General features: G+C 55.7%; 23 protein-coding genes. 14 read left to right on the top strand and 9 right to left on the bottom strand.

Annotated elements, in window-relative coordinates; all coding sequences use genetic code 11:
* Positions 1-60 precede the first annotated feature (60 nt).
* The 3 genes from upp (at position 61) to OGY07_RS00750 (ending at position 2,867) form a co-directional block, all read left to right on the top strand.
* A complete protein-coding gene (upp, locus tag OGY07_RS00760; protein ID WP_003037929.1) occupies positions 61-687 on the top strand; it encodes a uracil phosphoribosyltransferase in 627 nt (208 codons plus the stop codon).
* Between the two features lie 94 nt (positions 688-781).
* Positions 782-2,071 carry a uracil permease gene (gene uraA, locus OGY07_RS00755; RefSeq protein WP_286598085.1) on the top strand — a complete coding sequence of 430 codons (1,290 nt, stop codon included), beginning with the start codon at positions 782-784 and terminating at the stop codon, positions 2,069-2,071.
* A gap of 94 nt (positions 2,072-2,165) precedes the next feature.
* Positions 2,166-2,867, top strand: a complete 702-nt coding sequence (locus OGY07_RS00750) for a DnaA inactivator Hda (protein ID WP_211935781.1) — start codon at positions 2,166-2,168, stop codon at positions 2,865-2,867.
* Here OGY07_RS00750 and OGY07_RS00745 read toward each other — a convergent pair.
* The 3 genes from OGY07_RS00745 to bepA all read right to left on the bottom strand — a co-directional run bounded on the left by OGY07_RS00745 (position 2,857) and on the right by bepA (position 5,801).
* A complete protein-coding gene (locus OGY07_RS00745; protein ID WP_181822765.1) occupies positions 2,857-3,780 on the bottom strand; it encodes an Rpn family recombination-promoting nuclease/putative transposase in 924 nt (307 codons plus the stop codon). The genes OGY07_RS00750 and OGY07_RS00745 overlap by 11 nt on opposite strands.
* 157 nt (positions 3,781-3,937) lie before the next feature.
* Complete coding sequence (arsC, locus tag OGY07_RS00740) at positions 3,938-4,297, bottom strand: arsenate reductase (glutaredoxin) (RefSeq protein WP_042290924.1); 360 nt, start codon at positions 4,295-4,297, stop codon at positions 3,938-3,940.
* Positions 4,298-4,337: 40 nt separating this feature from the next.
* On the bottom strand, positions 4,338-5,801 hold the full coding sequence (bepA, locus tag OGY07_RS00735; RefSeq protein ID WP_286598081.1) for a beta-barrel assembly-enhancing protease: 1,464 nt from the start codon (positions 5,799-5,801) through the stop codon (positions 4,338-4,340).
* Positions 5,802-6,024: 223 nt separating this feature from the next.
* Between bepA and OGY07_RS00730 the strand changes: the two genes are divergently transcribed.
* From OGY07_RS00730 to iadA, 4 genes are all read left to right on the top strand, one after another.
* Positions 6,025-7,089, top strand: a complete 1,065-nt coding sequence (locus tag OGY07_RS00730; RefSeq protein ID WP_042290921.1) for an AI-2E family transporter — start codon at positions 6,025-6,027, stop codon at positions 7,087-7,089.
* Between the two features lie 158 nt (positions 7,090-7,247).
* Positions 7,248-7,907 (top strand): nucleoside recognition domain-containing protein, encoded by a 660-nt coding sequence (locus OGY07_RS00725; RefSeq protein ID WP_286598078.1) that lies wholly within the window; start codon positions 7,248-7,250, stop codon positions 7,905-7,907.
* A gap of 1 nt (position 7,908) precedes the next feature.
* Positions 7,909-8,370, top strand: coding sequence for a YjiG family protein (locus OGY07_RS00720; protein ID WP_199956590.1), 462 nt, complete (start codon positions 7,909-7,911; stop codon positions 8,368-8,370).
* 11 nt (positions 8,371-8,381) lie between these two features.
* Entirely contained in the window at positions 8,382-9,545 is a 1,164-nt protein-coding gene (gene iadA, locus OGY07_RS00715) for a beta-aspartyl-peptidase (protein ID WP_286598075.1), read from the top strand.
* 48 nt (positions 9,546-9,593) lie between these two features.
* On the opposite strand, the gene bcp is transcribed toward iadA, so the two are convergent.
* Together bcp and OGY07_RS00705 are read right to left on the bottom strand one after the other, a co-directional pair.
* Positions 9,594-10,064 carry a thioredoxin-dependent thiol peroxidase gene (gene bcp / locus OGY07_RS00710; RefSeq protein WP_012906615.1) on the bottom strand — a complete coding sequence of 157 codons (471 nt, stop codon included), beginning with the start codon at positions 10,062-10,064 and terminating at the stop codon, positions 9,594-9,596.
* Positions 10,064-10,636 (bottom strand): glycine cleavage system transcriptional repressor, encoded by a 573-nt coding sequence (locus OGY07_RS00705; RefSeq protein ID WP_042290914.1) that lies wholly within the window; start codon positions 10,634-10,636, stop codon positions 10,064-10,066. Before OGY07_RS00705 ends, bcp begins: the two co-directional genes overlap by 1 nt.
* Positions 10,637-10,781: 145 nt before the next feature.
* Between OGY07_RS00705 and dapA the strand changes: the two genes are divergently transcribed.
* The 6 genes from dapA (at position 10,782) to ypfH (ending at position 17,309) form a co-directional block, all read left to right on the top strand.
* Complete coding sequence (gene dapA / locus OGY07_RS00700) at positions 10,782-11,660, top strand: 4-hydroxy-tetrahydrodipicolinate synthase (protein ID WP_042290913.1); 879 nt, start codon at positions 10,782-10,784, stop codon at positions 11,658-11,660.
* A gap of 16 nt (positions 11,661-11,676) precedes the next feature.
* On the top strand, positions 11,677-12,711 hold the full coding sequence (gene bamC / locus OGY07_RS00695; RefSeq protein ID WP_042290912.1) for an outer membrane protein assembly factor BamC: 1,035 nt from the start codon (positions 11,677-11,679) through the stop codon (positions 12,709-12,711).
* Between the two features lie 110 nt (positions 12,712-12,821).
* Positions 12,822-13,535, top strand: coding sequence for a phosphoribosylaminoimidazolesuccinocarboxamide synthase (purC, locus tag OGY07_RS00690; RefSeq protein ID WP_286598071.1), 714 nt, complete (start codon positions 12,822-12,824; stop codon positions 13,533-13,535).
* A 111-nt stretch (positions 13,536-13,646) separates the two neighbouring features.
* A complete protein-coding gene (ypfJ, locus tag OGY07_RS00685; protein ID WP_181822769.1) occupies positions 13,647-14,513 on the top strand; it encodes a KPN_02809 family neutral zinc metallopeptidase in 867 nt (288 codons plus the stop codon).
* 14 nt (positions 14,514-14,527) lie between these two features.
* Positions 14,528-16,537 (top strand): tRNA(Met) cytidine acetyltransferase TmcA, encoded by a 2,010-nt coding sequence (locus OGY07_RS00680; protein WP_286598065.1) that lies wholly within the window; start codon positions 14,528-14,530, stop codon positions 16,535-16,537.
* Positions 16,538-16,610: 73 nt separating this feature from the next.
* Positions 16,611-17,309, top strand: a complete 699-nt coding sequence (ypfH, locus tag OGY07_RS00675; RefSeq protein WP_286598063.1) for an esterase — start codon at positions 16,611-16,613, stop codon at positions 17,307-17,309.
* A gap of 112 nt (positions 17,310-17,421) precedes the next feature.
* On the opposite strand, the gene OGY07_RS00670 is transcribed toward ypfH, so the two are convergent.
* The 3 genes from OGY07_RS00670 to OGY07_RS00660 are packed head-to-tail and all read right to left on the bottom strand — an operon-like array spanning position 17,422 to position 19,136.
* On the bottom strand, positions 17,422-17,622 hold the full coding sequence (locus tag OGY07_RS00670) for a YpfN family protein (RefSeq protein ID WP_042290905.1): 201 nt from the start codon (positions 17,620-17,622) through the stop codon (positions 17,422-17,424).
* Positions 17,623-17,648: 26 nt separating this feature from the next.
* Positions 17,649-18,776 carry a succinyl-diaminopimelate desuccinylase gene (gene dapE / locus OGY07_RS00665; protein ID WP_060570536.1) on the bottom strand — a complete coding sequence of 376 codons (1,128 nt, stop codon included), beginning with the start codon at positions 18,774-18,776 and terminating at the stop codon, positions 17,649-17,651.
* Between the two features lie 3 nt (positions 18,777-18,779).
* Complete coding sequence (locus OGY07_RS00660) at positions 18,780-19,136, bottom strand: ArsC family reductase (protein ID WP_042290901.1); 357 nt, start codon at positions 19,134-19,136, stop codon at positions 18,780-18,782.
* Between the two features lie 394 nt (positions 19,137-19,530).
* Here OGY07_RS00660 and ypfM point away from each other — a divergent pair, with 394 nt between their 5' ends.
* Positions 19,531-19,590, top strand: coding sequence for a protein YpfM (ypfM, locus tag OGY07_RS00655; protein WP_001386977.1), 60 nt, complete (start codon positions 19,531-19,533; stop codon positions 19,588-19,590).
* 92 nt (positions 19,591-19,682) lie between these two features.
* Here ypfM and acrD read toward each other — a convergent pair whose 3' ends face one another.
* Positions 19,683-22,796 carry a multidrug efflux RND transporter permease AcrD gene (gene acrD, locus OGY07_RS00650; protein ID WP_060570538.1) on the bottom strand — a complete coding sequence of 1,038 codons (3,114 nt, stop codon included), beginning with the start codon at positions 22,794-22,796 and terminating at the stop codon, positions 19,683-19,685.
* Between the last annotated feature and the right edge of the window lie 97 nt (positions 22,797-22,893).

Below are 22,893 nucleotides of genomic sequence, written 5' to 3'. Positions count from 1 at the left end.
AAGCGGTATAATCCGGCGATTTTTTTGTGGTTGCCACTCGTCTGAGGAAAGGAGAAGAGTATGAAGATCGTGGAAGTCAAACACCCACTCGTCAAACACAAGCTGGGTCTGATGCGTGAAAACGACATCAGCACCAAACGCTTTCGTGAACTCGCCTCGGAAGTAGGCAGTCTGCTGACCTACGAAGCGACTGCGGGCCTGGAAACCGAAAAGGTGACCATTGAAGGCTGGAATGGCCCGGTTGAAGTCGACCAGATTAAAGGGAAAAAAATTACCGTCGTGCCTATCCTGCGCGCAGGTCTGGGGATGATGGAAGGGGTACTGGAAAACGTACCAAGCGCGCGTATTAGCGTGGTCGGGATGTACCGCAACGAAGAAACCCTGGAGCCGGTTCCTTATTTCCAGAAGCTGGTGTCCAACATCGACGAGCGTATGGCGCTGATCGTTGATCCGATGCTGGCGACCGGTGGTTCCGTTATCGCCACCATCGATCTGCTGAAAAAAGCCGGTTGCAGCAGCATCAAGGTGCTGGTGCTGGTTGCCGCGCCGGAAGGCATTGCCGCGCTGGAAAAAGCGCACCCGGACGTGGAACTGTACACCGCGTCGATCGACCAGGGATTGAACGAGCACGGATACATTATTCCGGGGCTTGGCGATGCCGGTGATAAGATCTTTGGGACGAAATAAGTGAATCATTAAATATCAGCCGACTTTAAGAGTCGGCTTTTTTTTGAATAAAACAACTCAACTGCTAATAACAAAACACACAGAGGAAAACACTATGACGCGCCGTGCTATCGGGGTAAGTGAAAGACCGCCGCTTTTACAGACAATCCCGCTTAGTTTGCAACACCTGTTCGCCATGTTTGGCGCAACCGTGCTGGTGCCCGTTCTGTTTCATATTAACCCGGCCACCGTTCTGCTGTTTAACGGCATCGGTACGCTGCTCTATTTGTTTATCTGTAAAGGGAAAATCCCGGCTTATTTAGGGTCGAGCTTTGCCTTTATCTCCCCGGTGCTGCTCCTGCTGCCGTTAGGCTATGAGGTGGCGCTGGGCGGCTTTATTATGTGCGGCGTGCTGTTCTGCCTGGTCTCTTTCATCGTGAAGAAGGCAGGCACTGGCTGGCTGGACGTGATGTTTCCTCCTGCTGCGATGGGCGCCATTGTTGCCGTTATCGGTCTGGAACTGGCGGGGGTCGCTGCTGGCATGGCCGGACTGCTGCCGGCGGAAGGTCAGTCCGCGGATGCGAAGACCATTATTATCTCCATAGTGACGCTGGCGGTGACCGTGTTCGGTTCTGTACTGTTCCGCGGCTTTATGGCGATTATTCCGATCCTCATTGGCGTGCTGGCGGGCTATGCGCTTTCCTTCGCGATGGGCGTTGTCGATACCACACCGATCGCCGAGGCGCACTGGTTTGCGCTGCCGACATTCTACACCCCGCGTTTCGAGTGGTTCGCTATTCTGACCATTCTGCCAGCGGCGCTGGTGGTGATTGCTGAACACGTCGGGCACCTGGTGGTTACGGCGAATATCGTTAAAAAAGATCTGGTACGCGATCCGGGTTTGCATCGCTCTATGTTCGCTAACGGTTTATCAACGGTGATCTCCGGCTTCTTCGGCTCTACACCGAACACCACCTACGGCGAAAATATTGGCGTCATGGCAATTACCCGCGTGTACAGCACCTGGGTGATTGGCGGCGCGGCGATCTTCGCTATTCTGCTCTCCTGCGTAGGCAAACTCGCAGCGGCTATCCAGATCATTCCGCTACCGGTGATGGGTGGGGTATCCCTGTTGCTGTATGGGGTAATCGGCGCGTCCGGTATCCGCGTGCTGATTGAATCGAAGGTGGATTACAACAAAGCGCAGAACCTGATCCTGACCTCCGTTATTCTGATCATTGGCGTCAGTGGCGCGAAGGTTCACATTGGCGCCGCTGAACTGAAAGGCATGGCGCTGGCCACCATCGTCGGGATTGGCCTGAGTCTGATCTTCAAGTTAATCTCAGTATTGCGTCCGGAAGAAGTGGTACTGGATGCGAAAGACGCGGATACGCCGCAGCAGTAACGCAGAAACCGGGCAGGGACGCTGCCCGGTTCTATCACAGCGGAATTCTGTGTTAAACTCATCGCGATTTAATGAAATCTGGGTTGAGGTATCTCTGAACACACCGGCACAGCTCTCCTTGCCACTTTATCTTCCTGACGACGAAACTTTCGCAAGTTTCTGGCCGGGGGATAACGCCTCTTTACTGGCCGCACTGCAAAACGTGTTGCGTCAGGAGCATAGCGGATACATTTATCTCTGGTCGCGTGAAGGCGCGGGCCGCAGTCATTTATTGCATGCCGCCTGCGCGGAACTGTCGCAGCGCGGCGACGCGGTCGGCTATGTGCCGCTGGACAAGCGCACCTGGTTTGTTCCGGAGGTGCTCGACGGGATGGAACAGCTTTCGCTGGTCTGTATCGACAACATCGAATGTGTCGCCGGCGATGCGCTGTGGGAAATGGCGATTTTCGATCTCTACAACCGCATCCTCGAGTCTGGAAAAACGCGTCTGCTGATCACCGGCGATCGTCCGCCACGTCAGCTTAATCTCGGCTTGCCCGATCTGGCCTCGCGGCTGGACTGGGGGCAAATTTACAAGCTTCAGCCTCTGTCGGATGAAGACAAACTTCAGGCGCTTCAGCTGCGCGCCCGGCTACGTGGCTTTGAGCTACCCGAAGACGTGGGGCGCTTTTTACTTAAACGGCTGGATCGCGAAATGCGTACGCTGTTTATGACGCTGGACCAGCTCGATCATGCCTCGATTACCGCCCAGCGTAAGCTGACGATTCCGTTCGTCAAAGAGATCCTCAAGCTTTAACCGCAGACTGCTCTGGGTCTGTCTGATGTAATTCTGCTTCGCTGACGCCCGTCACGGTGAGAATGAGTGGCAGGTCGAGCCCGTTTTTCAGCATCTCTTTTGCGATACGTAACGCCGCGAGCTTTTGCCCTTTTTCCAGACCTTCTTCGAGTCCTTCGTTTCTCAGATATTCTGCCAGCGTCATAATTGTGTCCTTATATTCGGTTGGTTGGTTTGCCAGTGTCTGGAAAAAAGCGCGTTGATTTTCTACTTTTCCATTTTTTGATACGTAAAGCAATACTGTTTTAAGCTGCTCGTGGGTGATGTTGTTTTGATTGATTAATATTACTAGTTTATCTGTTAATTCATTTAAATCGCGCAAGCGAATATGTTTTTGCACTATTTCCAGAATAGCCATCCGCCGATGCTGCATAATTTCATCATCGGGTATGATGGTAATATCGACTAAAGGAAAGGCGTGATTATAGAAGTTTTCTGCCAGCGACGGCAGCGCAAACGCATCCAGCCAGCGCATTGAGTAAGGATAAGGGCTAACCAGACCGTGATAGAACAGAACCGGGATCACCAGCGGTAATGTGTCGTGTCCGGCGTCAAGGTGACGCTGCATGGCGGCAATGGCATAGCGCATCAGGCGAAACGCCATGTGCCGGTCGGGAGAGCTCTGATGTTCAATTAATGCGTAAATATAACCGTTACCTGCGCGCGTCTTTAATGAGTAAAGAATATCCGAATAATAGGCGCGCATCGTCTCCTCAATAAAACTGGCAGACTCCAGACGAAGCGTACTGAGGTCACAAAGTTTATGCAGCGCACGGGGTAAATGACTCTCCAAAAAATCACGCGCGGTTTCGGGATGGGATAAAAATTGTTTAAACACGGCATCATGCGGTGTCGAGGTGTTCTTTTTATTCATGGCATCCTTTTCCTTCTTTAATGAATAGTCCGCAATCTAGCAGAAAGAAAAATAAAGAAGAGAAAGAAGCGGCAAGGATGCGAGTAGCCTCGGAAAATTATTGAGAGCCAAATAATAGAAAAGCGCCGCAATCGATACTGAGGCGGCGCATGGGCGGTTAGCGGACGATGTCCAGCACCTGCTCTGGCGGTCGTCCGATTCGTGCCTGACCGTTCGCCACCACAATCGGGCGCTCCATCAGTTTGGGATTTTCTACCATCGCCTGAATCAGTTGCGCCTCCGTCAGATTGCTGTCTGCCAGATTGAGCGCTTTGTAGAGATCGTCTTTCTGGCGCATCAGTTCGCGGGCGCTGGTCATGCCCAGCATTTTCAGCAGTTGACGCAGTGTTGCCGCATCGGCGGGGGTGTCGAGATAAAGCACCACTTCCGGCTCCACGCCGTTGGACTGCAGCAGGCTCAGCGTTTCGCGACTCTTGGAACAACGCGGATTATGGTAGATTTTTACCGCTTCTGACATGACTTCTCCTTGTATCGCTATCCGGGCAAAGGACAGATAATTACATTTTGGTGTAAGGCTTAAAGCGTTCTTGCAGCTGACGCAACTGGTCGATACGGGCATCGTAACGCGCCTGCTGCTGGCTGCCCAGCTTCGCCTGTGAGCTGGCGCTGCTGAGTAATGAGATCGCCTGATCGAGACGGCCCGCCAGCGCGTAGCCTTCCGCGCGGGCCGCAAGCTCTTGATCGCGATGATTCAGCGCAGCTTGCGCCTGGGCAAGAAGATCCCAGCCATTGCTGTCGTCTTTATAATTAAACGTATAGCGGTTGAGGATCGTTGCGGCTTCCTGCGCCTGTCCACCCTGCAGCAGCGCGTTCGCGAGGTTAAGCTGCAGGACAGGGTTCACCCGCAAATCGCGCGCATTTTTGAGACGCGCGATCGCGTCATGGGTTTTCTTCTGTCCGAGGTCGATGTCGGTGGCCAGATCCAGATACCAGGCGTTCCCCGGCTCCGCCGATAACAGCGGCTGGAGCGCTTTGCGCGCTTCATCATATTTACTGCCTTCCATTGCCTGAAGCGCCCGGCCATATTGCGCGGCGCGCTGCTGGCGGACATTGCCTTTCGCCAGTTCATCCAGCAGATCGCTGGTTAACTGGTTGCGTCCGGAATTATACATCCCCAGGGTGCGCACTTTCGCTAAATAGAACGCTTCCGATGATTGCACCACCACCGGACGCATCTGGTTTGCCCGGTTACGGGCGTCAGAAAGTCGGCTTTCCGGCAGGGGGTGGGTTAACAGGATTTCCGGCGGACGGGAGGAGTAGCGCGCCTGGTCGAGCAGTTTCTCCAGGAATGTCGGCATAGCCTGTGGATCGAATCCGGCGCGCTGAAGCACCAGGATCCCTATACGGTCGGCTTCCTGTTCGTTCTGCTGGGTAAAGCTGATCATTCCCTGACGCGTGCCCGCCAGCGTCCCGGTGAGCGCCGCCATCCCCGCCTGCGGGCTGGCCATTGCTAACAATATGGAGCCCAGTGCGCCAACCCAGGTGAGCGGCGCGCTGCGTTTTTGATCTTCCATCGCCCGCGCCAGGTGGCGTTGGGTAACGTGGGAAATTTCGTGCGCCATGACCGAGGCGAGTTGGCTTTCGTTATCAGAGTAGCGAAACAGCGCGGCGTGCAGCACGACGTTACCGCCGAAGAAGGCGAATGCGTTGATTTCGTCGTTATTAATCAAAAAGAAATGGAAGGGCGTTTTGACCGAGTCGGCATGGGAAACCAGGCGCATCCCGAGTCCGTTAATGTACTGAACCAACAACGGGTCGTTAATCAACGGCGCGCTGCCCCGCAGCTGGCGTACATAATAATCGCCCATCTGCAATTCCTGCCCGATGGAAAGGGTGCTTGCAGCCGACGTTCCCATGTCCGGCAATGAGTCCGCAGCGTCTGCGAACGCGGGCGCCGCCTGACCGAGGGTCAGTGCGGCAATGAGGGTAGCCACCAGGTTTTTCTTAAACTGCCTGAACATAACCTCTGTCCTGTTTTCTTTGAGATAGTCATTTGACCGATGCCGGGCAGTATCGTTCCCGCTCTGCCTGCAAGGGCAGTGTAGCGGTGAAACCTGCGGATGAATACCCTGCACAAATGACTTTTCAGTTTCCTGAATCAGTCATAAAAAGCGAAGTCTTTTTTGTGACATTTCGATACAATTCGGGATCGCAATCCCGCTAATGAGGTTCAGGGAAGGTTTTATGCTCGAAATGTTGATGCAATGGTATCGCCGTCGCTTTAGCGACCCGGAGGCGATTGCTTTGCTGGTGATCCTGGTTGCCGGTTTCGGCATCCTTTTCTTTTTTAGCGGATTACTGGCTCCGCTGCTGGTGTCTATCGTGCTGGCTTATTTACTCGAGTGGCCGACCGTCCGCCTGGAGAAGATCGGCTGTTCACGCCGCTGGGCGACGTCGATTGTGCTGGTACTGTTTGTAGGCATTTTACTGCTTATGGCGTTTGTGGTGATGCCGGTGGCCTGGCAGCAGGGGATATACCTGATCCGCGACATGCCCGGCATGTTGAATAAACTCTCTGATTTCGCCGCGACATTGCCGCGTCGTTATCCTGCGTTAATGGACGCGGGCATCATTGACGCCATGGCGGAAAACATGCGTACCCGCATGCTGACGATGGGCGATTCCGTAGTGAAATACTCACTGGCGTCTCTGGTTGGCCTGCTGACCCTGGCGGTTTATCTGGTGCTGGTGCCGCTGATGGTGTTTTTCCTGCTGAAGGACAAAGAGCAGATGCTGAATGCGGTGCGCCGGGTGCTACCGCGCAACCGTGGGCTGGCGGGGCAGGTCTGGAAAGAGATGAATCAGCAAATCACCAACTACATCCGCGGGAAAGTGCTGGAAATGGTGGTGGTGGGTGTGGCGACCTGGCTGGGCTTCCTGCTGTTTGGCCTGAACTATTCGCTACTGCTGGCGGTGCTGGTCGGCTTTTCGGTTCTTATCCCTTATATCGGCGCCTTCGTGGTGACGATCCCGGTAGTGGGCGTGGCGCTGTTTCAGTTTGGTCTGGGGACCGAGTTCTGGAGCTGTTTCGCGGTCTATTTGATCATCCAGGCGCTTGACGGCAACCTGCTGGTGCCGGTTTTGTTCTCTGAAGCGGTGAATCTGCACCCGTTGGTGATCATTCTCTCCGTGGTCATTTTTGGCGGCCTGTGGGGTTTCTGGGGCGTTTTCTTCGCGATTCCGTTAGCGACCTTAATTAAAGCCGTGGTCCATGCCTGGCCTGATGCGCAGCGCGTTGACGCAGCGTAACTCTTTTCATCCGGTAACGTTCTGTTACCGGATTGCTTCTCCCCTCTAAATGTTTTCTGAATATACCGCCACGCTGTCGTTTTTCGTCCTTTTTGTCTTTAACGTGACCCGGGTGATGAATTTTTGTCACGCATGGAAAAGACCGACAGGAGAAAAAAATGGGTCACAACACACACACGCAACAGAAACCGGGGTGGGGCGGTTATCTCGCCTTTTTCATTACGATTCTCTTTTTTTCAGGGATATTTGCGAAAAGCACGGAATGGTGGCGGGTTTTCGATTTTACCGTGCTCAACGGCACGTTTGGTCAGATCAACGCGGCGGGAGATAAAGCCCTCTCGTTTCGCGGGATCGGTGGAACGGGAGCAAAAGACGGATTTCTTTTCGCCCTCGAACTCGCGCCGTCGGTCATTCTGTCGTTAGGGATTATTTCGGTGACGGAAGGGCTGGGTGGCCTGCGCGCCGCCCAACAGTTGATGACGCCCGTTCTGCGTCCTTTACTGGGGATTCCAGGGATTTGCTCGCTGGCGTTGATTGCGAACCTGCAAAATACCGACGCTGCGGCAGGGATGACCAAAGAAATGGCGGAAGAGGGGCTCATTACCGGGCAGGAGCGCGAGATTTTCGCCACGTGGCAAACCAGCGGTAGCGCCTGCATAACCAATTATTTTTCTTCTGGCGCAGCGCTGTTCACCATGATTACCGTGCCGGTCATTACCCCGCTGGCGGTGATTCTGGTCTTTAAGTTTGTCGGCGCGAATCTGTTAAGGCTGTGGATATCGCTGCTGGAAAATCGTCGTCTGCAACGGGAGGCCTGAGATGAGCGCGCAGGTACGTAAAAATGTCATGGATATGTTTATCGACGGCGCGCGGCGCGGTTTTACCATCGCCACTACCAGCCTTCTTCCCAACGTGGTGATGGCGTTTGTCATTATCCAGGCGCTGACGGTGACAGGACTGCTTGATATCGTTGGCCGCGTCTGCGAGCCGGTGATGGCGCTCTGGGGCTTGCCAGGCGAGTCTGCCACCGTACTGCTGGCTGCGGTAATGAGCATGGGCGGTGGCGTAGGCGTTTGCGCGAGCCTGGTGGTGGCGGGAGCGCTGACGGGGCATGACGCGACCGTCCTTTTACCTGCGATCTACCTGATGGGCAACCCGGTACAAAACGTCGGACGCTGTCTCGGGACAGCGGGTGTCGATCCGCGGTATTATCCGCACATCATCGCCGTGTGCGTGATTAACGCGCTGGTGTCGATCTGGGTCATGCAACTTATTGTTTAACAAGGAAGGTTATGAACTGTTCAATTCTGAACCTGACGCTGTTTCAGCGTGGACATGTCTACGCCCCTGACGATCTTGGCGTACAGGATATTCTCGTCGCCAGCGGCAAAATCGTGGCGATTGCTCCCACTATCGCGCCGGGCGATTTTCCTGGCTGCCAGTGTATTGATCTGGCAGGCGCCGTTGTCTGCCCGGGTTTTATCGACCAGCATGTGCACCTGATTGGCGGCGGAGGCGAAGCGGGGCCTCATACCCGCACGCCGGAAGTGCGTTTGTCGCGGCTGGTGGAGGCCGGGATCACGTCCGTAGTCGGGTTACTGGGGACTGATGGGATAACCCGCCATCCGGAGTCGCTCCTCGCGAAGACCCGCGCGCTGGAAACGGAAGGTATCAGCGCGTGGATGCTCACCGGCGCCTACTCGCTGCCCTCTCCGACCCTCACCGGCAGCGTCGATCGTGACGTGGCGCTGATCGATAAGGTCATTGGGGTGAAGTGCGCGATCTCCGATCACCGCTCGTCTGCCCCGGACGCCGCCGCGCTGGCTAATATGGCCGCACAGGCGCGCGTCGGCGGACTACTGGGGCAGAAAGCGGGCGTGAGCGTGTTTCATATGGGCAGTAGCCCCAGGATGCTCGAGCCGTTGTATGAGATCCTCGCGAATGCCGATGTGCCCATCACAAAACTCCTGCCAACACATGTTAACCGCGCCGAGTCGCTGTTCCATGCGGCGCTGGAATATGCGCACGACGGTGGCTATATCGACATCACCAGCAGCATTGATGAGCCTGTCGATCCCGCCACGGCGATCGTTACCGCGATACAGAATGATGTTCCGTTGTCGCGTCTCACCCTCAGTTCAGACGGTAACGGCAGCCAGCCGGAGTTTGATGAAAACGGCAATCTGATCGGCATCGGCGTGGCGGGATTCGACTCGCTGGCACAGACGCTGCGCCAGTTAGTCACTATTCATCATCTGCCGCTGGAGCAGGCGTTGTGCCCGCTTACGCGTACGGTGGCCGAATTTCTGGGCCTTGCCCATAAAGGCCGGTTAGCGGTCGGATGCGACGCTGATATTCTGGTGCTTAATGAAGCGCTGGAAGTGACACATCTGTGGGCGAAAGGCAAAGCCATGGTGCGGGATAAAAAAGCGTGCGTAAAAGGCACGTTTGAGTAAAACGCGTGGCAGCCGGCCTACAAAAGATAGCCTGTAGGCCGGAAACGGTCAGGCGTTTTCTTTCAGCCAGTTCAGTACGACATCGTGGTGATTGCTGGTTTTGAAGTCGTCGAAAACGTGTTCAACTTTACCGTCTGCGTCGATCAAAAAGCTGATGCGGTGAATACCGTCATAGGTTTTCCCCATAAAGGATTTCTCACCCCAGACGCCAAACTGTTCACAAACCTGATGATCTTCGTCAGACAGCAGGGTAAAGTTCAGCAGTTCTTTTTCGGCAAAACGGGAAAGTTTTTCGGGTTTGTCGGTGCTGATACCCAGCACATCCACGCCCGCCTTTTTCAACTCATCCATGTTATCGCGTAGGCCGCAGGCCTGAACGGTACAGCCCGGCGTCATGGCTTTCGGATAGAAATAGACCAGAACACGCTGTCCCTGGAAGTCGGTCAAATTTACTTGTTCCCCGTCTTGATCCGGCAAGCTAAATTTCGGTGCGATGTCACCGGCTTTCAGTGGATTCATTACTTAACTCCATCCTGTTCATCATGTTGTGAATAATTAACAACGTTAATACTGCCTTGTGCATTGAGTTCTGTACATAGGGCTTTAAACGCCTGCTCGATATTTTCCGCATCGTGTGATGCCGGACTGTGCGCCGTAATCTGCACGTGCAGCTGCGCAGGCGTTTCATTTTCAGCGGGTTGCGTGCGCGAAACCAGTTCCGCAATGTTCATTTGATGGCTATCAAACAGGGCTGTAAAACGCTCAATTAAATGAGGTGAATCCGGCACATCGACCTGAACCCATACTGTGGCGGGCATCGGCGGACGAGGACGGGCAGTGGTGCGCTTCATCACTATCAATAAATCCAGCTCTGCGCCTTTTAACGGCAAGGTCGATTCGATCAGGGTGATGGCATTCCAGCTACCGGACAGCAGCATGATAAACGTAAACTCCTCACCCAGCATGGCCAGTCGGCTGTCTTCAATATTGCAGCCACAACTGCTCACATGACGGGTGATCGTGTTCACAATTCCCGGGCGATCGGCACCCAGCGCAGTAATAACCAAATAATGTTGCGATGAAGGTGTCAAACCTGTTCTTCCTTTGATAGGTGGGGTAATCATAAGGAAAGCATAAAAAAAACCGGCATACAACAACCAGAAGGGCTCTGGTCACTTGCTTTTATTACCGTACCAAACGTACCATTGAGACACTTGTTTGCACAGAGGATGGCCCATGTTCACGGGAAGTATTGTCGCGCTTGTTACGCCGATGGATGAGAAAGGTAATGTCTGCCGGTCAAGCCTGAAAAAACTGATTGATTATCATGTCGCCAGCGGCACCTCGGCGATCGTTTCTGTGGGTACCACCGGCGAATCCGCTACGCTGAGCCATGATGAACATGGCGACGTGGTGATGATGACCCTGGAGTTAGCCGATGGCCGTATCCCGGTGATTGCCGGAACGGGCGCCAATGCGACCGCAGAAGCCATTAGTCTGACGCAGCGTTTCAATGACAGCGGAATTGTCGGCTGCCTGACGGTGACGCCGTATTATAACCGTCCGACGCAGGAAGGGTTGTTCCAGCATTTCAAAGCCATCGCGGAACATACTGACCTGCCACAAATTCTGTATAATGTGCCATCCCGTACCGGCTGCGATATGCTGCCGGAAACCGTAGGCCGTCTGGCGGAATTGAAAAATATTGTCGCCATTAAAGAGGCCACGGGGAACTTAAGTCGTGTTCATCAGATCAAAGAGCGGGTTTCTGACGATTTTCTGCTGCTTAGCGGCGACGATGCGACCGCGATGGACTTTATGCAGTTAGGCGGTCATGGCGTAATCTCCGTTACCTCTAACGTCGCCGCGCGCGACATGGCGGAAATGTGCAAGCTGGCGGCGGAAGGGCGTTTTGCCGAGGCGCGGGCGATCAACCAGCGTCTGATGCCGTTACACAACAAACTGTTTGTCGAACCCAACCCGATCCCAGTGAAATGGGCATGTAAGGCGTTGGGCCTTGTGGCGACCGATACGCTGCGCCTGCCAATGACGCCGATCACGGACCAAGGTCGTGACATCGTCGAAGCGGCGCTTAAGCACGCCGGTTTGCTGTAAAGTTTAGGGAGATTTGATGGCTTACTCAGTACAAAAGTCGCGCCTGGCCAGGGTTGCGGGTGTTTCGCTTGTTTTGCTGCTCGCTGCCTGTAGTTCTGATTCGCGCTACAAGCGCCAGGTGAGCGGTGATGAATCCTATCTGGATGCCGCGCCGCTTGCTGAACTCCATGCTCCAGCAGGTATGATTCTGCCGGTGACCACGGGTGACTATAACATTCCGGTGACCAACGGCAGCGGCGCTGTCGGTAAAGCGCTGGACATCCGTCCGCCTGCTCAGCCGCTGGCGCTGGTTAGCGGGGCGCGTACCCAGTTTGCTGGCGATACCGCAACGCTGCTGGTGGAAAACGGACGCGGTAATACGCTGTGGCCGCAGGTCGTTAGCGTGATTCAGTCTAAAAACTACACGATTGAAAAGCGTGACGACGCCAGCCAGACCCTGACAACCGACTGGGTTGAATGGAACCGTCTTGATGAAGACCAGCAGTACCGTGGCCGTTATCAGATTTCGGTGAAACCGCAGGGCTATCAGCAGGCGGTGATGGTGAAACTGGTTAACCTGGAACAGGCGGGTAAGCCGGTTGCTGACGCCGCTTCACTGCAACGTTACAGCGCGGAAATGATGAACGTTATTTCCGCGGGTCTTGATAAGACCGCGAATGACGCCGCGAACGCCGCGCAGAACCGCTCCGCCGCTACTATGGATGTGCAGAGCGCCGCGGATGAGACCGGTTTACCGATGCTGGTCGTGCGTGGTCCGTTCAACGTTGTCTGGCAGCGTCTGCCCGCCGCGCTGGAGAAGGCAGGCATGAAGGTAACCGACAGCACTCGCTCTCAGGGCAGCATGGCGGTGACGTACAAACCGCTGTCTGATAGCGACTGGCGTGAGCTGGGCGCAAGCGATCCGGGCCTGGCGTCCGGCGACTATAAGCTGCAGGTCGGTGACTTAGACAACCGCAGCAGCATGCAGTTTATCGATCCGAAGGGGCATACCCTGACGCAGAGCCAGAACGACGCGCTGGTGGCCGTCTTCCAGGCAGCGTTTAGCAAGTAAAAATACAGGGCTGGAGAAATCCGGCCCTTTTTATTTTCGTGCTACGCAAACGTGTGCGTGGCATAATGTTTCCCGTTTCGACTACAAATTCACACCCAGGAGTATTGAAGATGCAAAAGCAAGCTGAGTTGTATCGTGGTAAAGCGAAGACCGTATACAGCACGGAAAACCCGGATCTGTTGGTGCTCGAATTCCGCAATGATACGTCAGCAGGGGATGGCGCGCGCATTGAACAGTTTGATCGTAAGGGCATGGTGAACAACAAGTTCAACCACTTTATCATGACCAAACTGGCAGAGGCCGGTATCCCGACGCAAATGGAGCGCCTGCTCTCAGACACCGAATGTCTGGTAAAAAAACTGGATATGGTGCCGGTAGAGTGCGTGGTGCGTAACCGTGCTGCTGGCTCTCTGGTCAAACGCCTGGGTATTGAAGAAGGCATCGAACTGAATCCGCCACTGTTCGATCTGTTTCTGAAAAATGATGCGATGCACGATCCGATGGTGAACGATTCTTACTGCGAAACCTTCGGCTGGGTGAGCAAAGAGAACCTGGCGCGCATGAAAGAGTTGACCTACAAAGCCAATGACGTGCTGAAGACGTTGTTTGATGACGCAGGTCTGATCCTTGTCGACTTCAAACTGGAGTTTGGTCTGTACAAAGGTGAAGTGGTGCTCGGTGATGAATTCTCGCCGGACGGCAGCCGTCTGTGGGATAAAGAGACCCTCGACAAGATGGACAAGGACCGTTTCCGTCAGAGCCTGGGCGGCCTGATTGAAGCCTACGAAACCGTTGCGCGTCGTCTGGGCGTGAATCTCGACTAACAGACACGGCGGGCCGGGGCTTTTTCTCCGGCTCGCTAGCGCTTTCCAGTGGTAATCTTGTGCTGAACCGCCTACGATCATCATCATAATGAATAGAGAGATGAGGTGATTATGCGCTGGCAAGGGCGACGTGAAAGTGACAATGTGGAAGACCGACGCAGCCGTTCTGGCGGCGGCCCGTCTCTGGGCGGTCCCGGTTTTCGTTTGCCGAGCGGAAAAGGCGGTCTGGTTCTGCTGATTGTCGTTCTGGTCGCAGGCTATTATGGGGTCGACCTGACGGGCTTGATGACCGGGCAGCCGGTTTCGCAGCAACAATCTTCACGCTCCATCAGTCCAAACGACGATGAAGCGGCCAAGTTTACCTCCGTGATTCTGGCGACAACGGAAGACACCTGGGGGCAGCAGTTTGAAAAAATGGGGCGTACCTACCAGCAGCCTAAGCTGGTGATGTACCGCGGCGCTACGCGCACCGGATGCGGCACCGGGCAGTCCATTATGGGACCGTTCTACTGTCCGGCGGACGGTACGGTCTATATCGATCTTTCCTTCTATGACGAAATGAAAAACAAGCTGGGCGCGGACGGCGATTTCGCCCAGGGCTACGTTATTGCGCATGAAGTTGGTCACCATATCCAGAAACTGTTGGGCATTGAGCCAAAAGTTCGCCAGCTGCAGCAAAATGCCTCGCAGGCGGAAGTTAACCGTCTTTCCGTGAGAATGGAACTGCAGGCTGATTGCTTTGCGGGCGTTTGGGGTCACAACATGCAGCAGCAGGGCGTACTGGAGGCTGGCGATTTGCAAGAAGCGCTGAATGCCGCCGAAGCCATTGGCGACGATCGTCTGCAGCAACAAAGCCAGGGACGCGTGGTACCGGACAGCTTCACTCACGGCACGTCTGAACAGCGCTACACCTGGTTTAAACGCGGCTTCGACAGCGGCGATCCGGCGCAGTGTAATACCTTCGGCAAAGCGCTCTGATTGCAGAGGCAGGGATGTCCGACGTTATGACGCTGAATGCGCTCACCGCGCAGCTGGCGCGCGAGGGGATCCGCCGCCTGCTGGTGCTGAGCGGCGAGAATGACTGGTGCCGGGAACAGGCGTTGCGCCTGCGGGCACAGCTTCCCGGCGACTGGCTCTGGGTTTCGGACGATGCGCCCTCGGCGCCCTGCTGTTCGCCGCAGGCGCTGCAAACTCTGTTAGGTCGAGAATTTCGTCATGCGGTTTTTGATGCGCGTCAGGGGCTGGATGCGGCGGCGTTCGCAGCCTTAAGCGGTACGCTGCGCGCGGGAAGCTGGCTGGTCCTGTTGGTTCCGCCGCTGGCGCGTTGGTCCACGCAACCGGATGCGGATTCGCTTCGCTGGAGCGACTGCGCTCAGCCCATCCCGACGCCCAATTTTGTTCGCCATTTCTGCCATGTCCTCCTCTCTGACGGGGAGACGCTATGCTGGCAGCAACATCAGCCGTTTACCGTCCCGCATTTTCCGCAGCGTCCTGCGTGGCAGCCTGCCAGCGGTGAGCCGTTGCCGGAACAAGCCGCCCTTCTGGCGAAACTGTCAACGATGCCGGAAGGCATTGCCGCCGCGATCGCCGCCCGCGGTCGCGGCAAGTCCGCCCTGGCGGGCCAGCTGATTGCGCGTATTGCCGGGACGGCGATCGTCACCGCGCCTGCGAAAGCGGCAACGGACGTGCTGGCGCAGTTTGCTGGCGATAAATTCTGCTTTTACTCACCGGATGCGCTGCTGGCAGCCGACGTACGCGCCGACTGGCTGATCGTGGACGAAGCGGCCGCGATCCCCGCGCCGCTCCTGCACCGCCTTGTATCGCGTTTCCCCCGCGTCTTATTGACCACCACCGTTCAGGGCTACGAAGGCACCGGACGCGGATTTTTGCTTAAGTTTTGCGCCCGTTTTCCGACGCTTCAACGCTTCGAACTCCAGCACCCCGTTCGCTGGGCCAAAGGGTGCCCGCTGGAGAAAACCGTCAGCGACGCGCTGGTATTTGACGATGACGATTTTGCCACTTTGCCGCAGGGTGACGTAACCATCACCCCTTTTGAGCAAAAAAGCTGGCGAACGCGCCCGGCGCTACCGCTGGCGGCTTACCGGCTACTTTCCGGCGCGCACTATCGCACCTCGCCGTTGGACCTGCGCCGGATGATGGATGCGCCGGGGCAGCATTTTTTTCAGGCTAGCTGCGCTGGACAAACCGTTGGCGCGCTATGGCTGGTGGATGAAGGCGGGCTGAGCGGTGAACTCAGCCAGGCCGTCTGGGCGGGTTACCGTCGGCCTCGCGGAAATCTCGTGGCGCAGTCGCTGGCGGCGCACGGCGGCGATCCGCTGGCCGCCACGCTGACCGGTCGTCGTGTCAGCCGGATAGCCATACATCCCGGTTGGCAGGGGGAGGGTATTGGTCAACAACTGATTGCCCAGGCCCATGATGCCCCCAGTGACTACCTTTCCGTTAGCTTTGGCTACACGCCGCAGCTTTGGCGTTTCTGGCAGCGCTGCGGCTTCATTCTGGTCCGCATGGGGAATCACAAAGAAGCCAGCAGCGGCTGTTACGCCGCGATGGCGATACTGCCGTTAACGGCGGCAGGAAAACGACTGGCGAATGAGGAACATGGGCGTTTACGCCGCGATGCGGAAGTCCTTAGTCAATGGAATGGCGAGACGATTCCGGTAGACCCCCTCAAAACGTCTACGCTTAATGAAGATGACTGGCGCGCCCTGTCTGGTTTTGCCTTTGCTCACCGGCCATTGCTCACCTCGCTTGGCTGTCTGAACCGCCTGTTGGCCTCCTGTACGCTGCCACTCCCGGCGCTGCGGGGCGGCATACAGGATCGACATAGTGACGCGCAGTTGTGCGGCGCACTGAGGCTTTCCGGGCGCAAAGCGTTATTGAGGCAACAACGGGACGAGGCGGCGCAGGCGCTTGCCGCGTTAGATGATGAACGTTGCCGGCAGTACCGCGATCGCATTGTGCAATGGCAATTTTTTCACTAACTCCTTCAATTTTCTGGCATGGTCATTGCGATTGGGGGGCGTAGAATTGACACCCTAAGCTAAGGAGAATGCCATGAAACATGATCATTTTGTTGTTCAACGTCCGGGTAAACCTGCGCAGCAGCTGTTGCTCCTGTTTCATGGCGTTGGAGATAATCCGGTCGCAATGGGCGAGATCGGCTCATGGTTTGCACCCGTCTTTCCGGACGCGCTGGTGGTGAGCGTGGGCGGCATCGAGCCGAGCGGCACAGCGTCGGGACGGCAATGGTTCTCGGTGGACGGGGTGACCGAGGAAAATCGCCAGGCGCGGATAAATGCCGTGATGCCTGCCTTTATTGACACTGTGCGCGAGTGGCAACAGCAGAGCGGCGTCGGAGCTAACGCTACGGCGCTGATCGGTTTTTCGCAGGGGGCGATCATGGCGCTTGAAAGCATCAAGGCTGAGCCAGGCCTGGCTTCCCGCGTGATTGCGTTCAATGGCCGCTACGCCAGCTTGCCGGAAACGGCCACCACCGCGACGACTATCCATCTGATTCATGGCGGTGAAGATCGGGTAATTGAGCTTTCCCATGCGGTGGCGGCGCAAGACGCGCTGCAACTTGCGGGCGGCGACGTGACGCTGGATATCGTGGACGATCTGGGACATGCGATAGACGATCGCAGCATGCAGTTTGCGCTCGACCATTTACGCTACACCGTGCCGAAGCACTATTTTGATGAAGCACTCAGCGGCGGGACGCCAAAGGATGACGATATCATCGAGATGATGTAAGTCGAAAGCATAGTCAGGAGCGGAAAAAAGCGAAATGATGTTTTCCGCCTGGGCGATGAAATGGCCGGAAGGCAACGTCGCCTTTTCCGGCCCCTTTCAGTCCGTAATGGGGTTATTTCTTCGGTTGGTCTTTCTTCGGCCAGTCGTCCTCATCATCCCACTTATCGTTGAAATCACGATGCGGGGGAAGCTCCGGCTTGTTGGCGAGAAATTTTTTATGGTCGACGCGCTTGAGATCTTTTATCACGTTCAGCAGTACGCCTACCAGAAACACCAGTACCAGAATCCACCAATATTTAGCCAGCCAGTCCATGCGCTTTACCTCTTAACGGAACATCGTCAGGCGACGAGTTGTTCCATGATACGTTGATACATACGGGCAAGCAGTTGCAGATCGGCGGCGTTTACACATTCATTGATTTTATGAATCGTGGCATTCACCGGGCCGAGCTCCACCACCTGCGCCCCCATGCGGGCAATAAATCGTCCGTCGGATGTCCCGCCCGTGGTCAGTAACTGCGGTTTAATTTCATTATAGTGCTCAATGGCATTCACCACCGCATCCACCAGCTTCCCGCGCGCCGTCAGGAACGGCTGGCCGGAGAGCCACCAGTCGACGGTATAACGCAACTGATGTTTGTCCAGCAGGGCATGAACCCGCTCTTTGATCATCTCATCGGTCAGCTCAGTGCTGAAGCGGAAGTTAAACTGCACAAACAGCTCGCCGGGGATCACATTGTTGCTGCCGGTTCCCGCCTGGATATTGGCGATCTGCATACTGGTGGCCGGGAAGAAATCATTGCCCCGATCCCATTCAATGCCCACCAGTTCGTTGAGCATCGGCGCGGCGCGGTGCACCGGGTTATCCGCCAGATGCGGATAGGCCACGTGTCCTTGCACGCCATGAATCGTCAGGTTACAGGTCAGAGAACCGCGGCGGCCGTTTTTGACGACGTCGCCTACCACTTCGGTGCTCGACGGCTCGCCCACCAGACAATAGTCGAGGCGTTCATTGCGCGCCATCAGCGCTTCCACCACCTTGACGGTGCCGTTCTTCGCGCTGGCTTCTTCATCGGAGGTGATCAGAAACGCCAGGCGTCCTTTGTGGTTGGGATGCTGCGCAACGAAACGTTCTGCCGCCACCACCATGGCCGCCAGCGAACCTTTCATATCCGCCGCGCCGCGACCAAACAACATACCGTCACGAATTGTCGGTTCGAAGGGCGGGTTGATCCAGCGGTCGGCATCACCCGCAGGCACTACATCGGTGTGACCGGCAAACGCTAACGTCTCGCCCTGACCGCGCCATGCCCAAAAATTCTGTGTATCCGCAAAATCCATACGCTCAACGGTAAAACCGATGGCGCGCAGGCGTTCAATCATCAACGCCTGACATCCCGCATCGTCCGGGCTAAGGGAAGGGCGGCGAATAAGCTGCTGTGTCAGCTCAATAACCGGGCACGACATAGACTACACCTCGTCAAAAAACTGCTGATAACTGGATTCACTAAAACCCAGCAGCATAGGCTTCCCGGGCGCGCAGAGCAATGGGCGTTTGATGATTGCCGGCATTTCCAGCATTAACGCGGTGGCTGCTGCGGCATCGGTAATGGCATTGCGTGTGGCTTCATCGAGTTTTCGCCAGGTGGTGCCGCGAGTATTCAACAATGCTTCCCAGCCCAGTTCTTCGATAAACGTAGTAAGTAGCGCGGGATCCAGGCCGTCTACGCGGTAGTCATGAAAGCGATAATCCCGGTTTTGCGCCTCCAGCCAGCGGCGGGCTTTTTTAATGGTATCGCAGTTTTTGATGCCGTAAAGGGTAATCATTTGCATCCTTATTATCGTAAACTGATTTTTTAATCAGTAATAATGTTGTGACTGATAATATGATTTGTCATGTAATGGTGATCAGAAAATATATCATTGTTGAAGGAGTGTGAATAATAATTCTCCTGATCTGCGCCGGATCGATGTTTATCGCGATTCGGAATTTACCTCTTGCATCCGGCTGTTTTTTAATCAAAATAAACGCTGCCGATAATAAGGTATGATTGTTTCAAAATATTGCAGTAAGTCACATAAAATTTATGGGTTCAGCGCCATGATGTTTACATCACTTCACGGTCTCCCCGGAGGATGTAATCACAGCAATCGGCTAATTTAACTTCACCCGGCGTGAAGGTGTTTTGTAGAATACCCATAATAAGAAGCAGAGGTCGTTATGATTGAACGTGAACTGGGGAACTGGAAAGACTTTATCGAAGTTATGCTTCGTAAATAAAATTCTGGAAAGGCATCCAAATAACAGAACAGATCGTGTGAGACGCATCACACTGAAAAGGCGACCCGTTGGCAGGTCGCCTTTTTGTTTGTTTATTCCGGACGCGGCTTCAACGGGAAGCGTCGGCGCACCAGCACGAAAAACAGCGGTACGAAGTAGATAGCCAGAATTGTCGCCGAGATCATCCCGCCCATCACGCCGGTACCGACCGCATGCTGACCCCCCGAGCCTGCGCCGTTGCTGATCGCCATCGGCAGTACGCCGAAGATAAAGGCCAGCGAGGTCATCAGGATAGGTCGCAAGCGCTGGCGACAGGCATGCAGCGTGGCCTCCAGCAGATCGTGGCCTTTTTCGTTCATCTCATTGGCGAATTCCACAATAAGAATGGCGTTTTTCGCTGACAAACCAATCACCGTCAACAGTCCTACCTGGAAATAGACATCGTTTTCCAGACCGCGCATCCAGGTGGCGAGCAGGGCGCCAATCACCCCCAGCGGCACCACCAGCATCACCGAGAACGGCACAGACCAGCTTTCATACAGCGCCGCCAGGCACAGGAATACCACCAGCAGCGAAATGGCGTAAAGGGCGGGCGCTTGTGCGCCGGACAGCCGTTCCTGATACGACATCGCGGTCCACTCAAGCCCAAATCCGGTTGGAAGCTGGCGTACCAGCGACTCCATCACGTCCATCGCCGTACCGGTGCTGACGCCAGGCGCCGCCTCGCCGACGATTTCAACGGCGGAGTAGCCATTATAGCGCTCCAGTCGCGGCGAGCCCGTTTCCCAGCGCGAGGTGGCGAAGGCCGAGAAGGGCACCATGCCGCCGCTGTTGTTGCGCACGTACCACAGATTGATGTCTTCCGGCAGCATACGGTATTTCGCCGCCGCCTGAACATACACTTTTTTTACGCGCCCGCGGTCCATAAAGTCGTTGACGTAGCTCGACCCCCAGGCCGTTTGTAACGTATCGTTGATGTCATCAATAGAGACGCCTAGCGCCTGAGCTTTGCGCTGGTCGATATCGATCTGCAACTGCGGGCTGTCGTCCAGACCGTTGTGGCGTACGCGAGTCAACTGGTTGTCGTTCGCCGCAAGCCGCAACAACTGGTCGCGCGCGGCCATCAGGGCATCGTGACCGGCCCCGGCGTGATCCTGCAACTCCATGTCGAAACCCGCAGAGCTGCCCAGGCCGCTGATAGCCGGCGGGCTGCTGGCAAACACCCGCGCCTCTTTAATCTGGTTAAACGCTTTGGTCGCGCGCTCGATAATGGCAAACGATGTGCCGGTCGTGGTGTTGCGCTCGTCCCAGTCTTTTAAACGAATAAACATTCGCGCCACGTTCTGGCCGTTGCCGCCGGGGCCGGAGCCGACGGTGGCAAACACGGACTGGACGTTCTCTTTTTCGTGGGTAAAGAAGTATTTTTCGACCTGCTGTACCACTTTCAGGGTTTGTTGCTGCGTGGAACCGCTCGGCAACTGCACCGAGGTGATGAACATCCCACGATCCTCGAGCGGCAGGAAGGAGGTCGGCAGACGCAGAAACAGCACCACCATTCCCCCGAGCAGCAGCACGTAAATCAACATCCAGCGCAGGCTGCGGTGAAGGATCTTCGCCACGCCTTTTTCGTAGCGCTCGGCGTTACGGTTAAAGGTGCGGTTAAACCAGCCGAAGAAGCCAGTCTGCCCGTGATGCTCCCCTTTATGCAGCGGTTTTAGCAGCGTGGCGCACAGGGCAGGGGTGAGGATCATCGCCACCAGCACCGACAGCACCATCGCCGCGACAATCGTAATGGAGAACTGGCGGTAGATCGCCCCGGTCGTGCCGCCGAAGAATGCCATTGGCACAAATACCGCCGAGAGCACCATCGCGATACCGACCAGCGCCCCCTGAATTTGTCCCATCGACTTACGCGTCGCTTCGCGCGGGGAAAGTCCCTCTTCGCTCATGATGCGTTCGACGTTCTCCACCACCACAATGGCATCATCGACCAGCAGGCCGATAGCCAGCACCATCGCGAACATCGTCAGGGTGTTGATACTGTAGCCAAAGGCGTAAAGTACCGAGAAGGTCCCCATCAACACCACCGGTACGGCGATAGTGGGGATCAGTGTGGCGCGGAAATTTTGCAGGAACAGATACATCACGAGGAACACCAGCGCGATGGCCTCCAGCAGCGTTTTCACCACATCTTCGATTGAGGCCTTCACGAAGGAGGTGGTTTCATAGGCGACCTTGTATTCCAGCCCGTGCGGAAAATACTGCGCCAGTTCATCCAGCCGCGCGAGCACCTGGGTCGCTGTCGCCATTTCATTCGCGCCAGAGGCCAGTTTTACCCCCAGCCCGGAGGCCGCATGGCCGTTAAAGCGGCTGAGATAATCATACTTTTCCGCCCCCATTTCGACGGTGGCGACGTCTCCCAGCGTCACTTCCGAGCCATCCTGATTCACCCGCAGCGTAATGGCGCGGAACTGTTCGGGGGTTTGCAGTAGCGACTGGGCGTTAATGGTGGCGTTCAGCGCCTGAGTATCAATGGAAGGCGTACCGCCGAGCTGACCCACCGCAATCTGCGCGTTTTGCGATTCAATGGCGTCGGTCACATCTTTCGCGGTCATCTGGTAGCTGTTGAGTTTGGCGGGATCCAGCCAGATACGCATTGAATATGGCGAACCGTAAGCATCAATATCGCCCACGCCGTTAACCCGGCTTAGCGGGTCCTGGATATTACTGGCGACGTAGTCCGCGATGTCCTGCTTATCCATTGAGCCGTCGGTGGAGACGAAGGCGATAGTCAGAATGTTGGTGTCCCCGGTTTTACGCACGGTTACGCCCTGATTCTGCACTGCCTGCGGCAGCTTACGCATGGCCGACTGCAGCTGGTTTTGCACCTGCTGAACCGCCTCATCCGGATCGGTTCCGGCGACAAAGCTCAGCGTCACCGAGGCCTGGCCGGTCCCGCTGCTTTGTGATGACATGTACATCAAATTGTCGAGGCCGGTCATGTTCTGCTCAATGACCTGGGTAACGGTGTTCTCAAGCGTTTGCGCGGATGCGCCCGGATAGTTAGCGGTGATGCGCACGTTGGGCGGCGCAAGGTCCGGATACTGCTCAATAGGCAAAGAAAAAATAGCCAGGGTTCCTGTCAGGCACAACAGGATAGCCAGCACCCAGGCAAAAATGGGGCGATCGATAAAGAAATTCGCCATCAGAAAGAGGACCTCATTTTTCTTGATAACTTATCGGTGTGATGTGCTTCACTGTAGCGGCAAGGCACAAACCAAACGTGGAGAAAAAAAGGAGATA

The organism is Citrobacter sp. Cs237 (assembly GCF_030332325.1).
Taxonomy (GTDB): domain Bacteria; phylum Pseudomonadota; class Gammaproteobacteria; order Enterobacterales; family Enterobacteriaceae; genus Citrobacter_A; species Citrobacter_A sedlakii.
The sequence above is the reverse complement of the archived record's forward strand: the minus strand, read 5'-3'. Positions and strand labels throughout refer to the sequence as shown.